The sequence below is a fragment of the Bartonella sp. CE47NXGY genome (assembly GCF_042195415.1).
In the GTDB taxonomy this organism is placed as follows: domain Bacteria; phylum Pseudomonadota; class Alphaproteobacteria; order Rhizobiales; family Rhizobiaceae; genus Bartonella.
The window spans coordinates 29741-31978 of record NZ_JBHIOI010000019.1; the positions used below are offsets into that span (position 1 = coordinate 29741).

Annotated in this window: 1 protein-coding gene; it reads right to left on the reverse strand. The window is 37.9% G+C overall.

What is annotated here, in order from left to right:
* On the reverse strand, nt 1-1754 hold a 1754-nt coding region (locus ACFIL3_RS06570; protein ID WP_375681955.1), incomplete at its 3' end, for a M23 family metallopeptidase.
* Nucleotides 1755-2238 lie beyond the last annotated feature (484 nt).

Here is a 2238-nt window from a genome sequence, read left to right on the forward strand (position 1 = left end):
GGTTTGATGTCTGGTGCATAACGACTTTGGTGTGAATAACTGCTGACATATCCATTGGCATGTTGAATTTCCGTATGGTTTCCATAGCCGCCTGTTACGCCTACTCTTGTGACAATACCATCTCCTACAGCAATAATGGGTGATCCTTTAGGAGCAATCCAATCAACCCCCGTATGCATGCGGACATAGCCTAAAATAGGATGTTTGCGTGGACCAAAGGGAGAGCCAAAAATGCCATTTGGTGTGGGTTTGCGCAGCAAGAAAGGCTTTGAACTTTTCCCTTCAGAATCATAATAATCAACGCTTCCATCTTTTAATTGATAACGGTAATATTTATAAGTTGTATTCCCAAAAGTTGCACTAATATAACGAATTTCTGGATCAGCGTTCTTGGATGCTTCCTTTGCTTTCAAATTCTTTTTGCCGTTTTTGTTTTCTTTATCGCTTTGTGGTACAGCATAAAATATTTCGATCTGATCATTGGGTGTTATCGGACTTTTCATATCAATATTGGTGGCCAGCAGACGAATAAGACGATGAGAGAGAGATTGTGATATATTATGGCTTAGCAAAGCACTATAGAGTGCATCATAAGCCGTTGGTAATTGTGCGCTATTGATATAAGAATGTGGAATACCATTTTGAAAAGCCGTTTTAAGTGCTTTAGACATTTTAGGCTCTGTGCTTTCAATGAATTGGCCTTTATCATTCAGGGCAATGGTGAGAATATGATGCATTCCTTGATAGATACTTGCGCGTACGAGATGGTCTTCTTCACCAGCTTGTGTCACGATACCAATGCGTAAAAGGCTTCCCTCTTTAAGGGAATCGGAAAGGCTTATTTTTTCTAGCGTTTTTACAACCTGGTCAATTTGCTTTTTTGTATAACTGGTTTTTTTGAAAGCATCGGCTATCGTTTGTTTTTTACGAATAGGAATAATATCTTCAACATAGTTTTTCGTCAGATCGATACGGTGACTTTGAGGAGAAACGGTTACATTTTCTTGAACGATTCGAACTTCAGGGGATTCTGTGCCTTGGGAAGGGGAGGATACATCTTCTAATTTTAAAGGATCAATCAATGTGAGAACTGAAAGAAGTTCAGAGCTCTTTTCTAAAGTAAATCCAGCTTTTTGCACTTCTTGTTGTGCCTCTTCATCTGTCAATGTGTCGCTGTCATCAAAATCGAATTGATTTACCTTAAAATCATAGCTGCGTAAGGTGAGTTTTGTTTCAACCTTTGCTCCATAAATCTGCCCAGAATCTTCTTGTGGTGCGATATTTTGATTTTTCGTATCACTAGCAAGAATGCTTAAAGAATCAAATTTTGGATAGCTATATTTCTGGGGGCGATTTTCGGCTAAAGCCATACGAATCCATTCAAAATGTTGTGTTTGAATGACTTTTTCATCGCCTTTTTTTTGTAGAATCGATAATTCAAATTGACGTTTTCTGTCAAAGCTTTGCCTTGCATGGGTGGGAGAAATACGATCACCTTTATAGCCATTGGCCTCAGGGTCTTGTGATTCTGATAGGTTTTCTTGCGTAAACCATTGTGGCGGTGTTACCAATCGCTGTTGTTCATCAAGAGCCGTAAAAAGTGCAATCCCCATAAGAATGCAGGAAGTGATTCCTGTCAGAATGGTTCCCGTAAGCCAACGAGCAGAGACCTGTCGGCGCGCAGGCCGCAAGCGCTTGACGACAAGAGCAGGGTCTTGTCCAGGATCGTTTTTTTGTTGTTCGTTATCCCACATAGATTTATAAGAGTACTTTTCAATATTAAATAAAGAAAGCTAGATAGATAGCTTAGCATGCTTCTACAGGAATTTGATTCTTTTTACAAATTACAGATCATGCGATTCTCTTTATACAGCAATGTCTTTATAAATCGTATCTGCGCAGAAAATTTTCTCTATTAAAGTAGCATAAAACAAGCGTTATTGTGATTAACTCATTCCTAGGCAACTTCCTATTTTTATGCATTGCAATGGGGTGCTATATTTTACTTTAAAGGCGCCATGCTCTCTTTGAACTCCTTGCTGTTTTCATGTTTTATTTTTATGAATGCAGATTTTGCCTATAATTGCTTGTTTCCAATAATGTCTTGAAATAGGATTTTTTGTTCAATATTTTATTGGTAAAGTTTGGGTTATTTTATTTAAAAAAAAATAAAAAATGATATTGACTCTTTGCTTGAAAGAGTACTATATACGACGAGTAACGAGAGCGGTTTCTGCT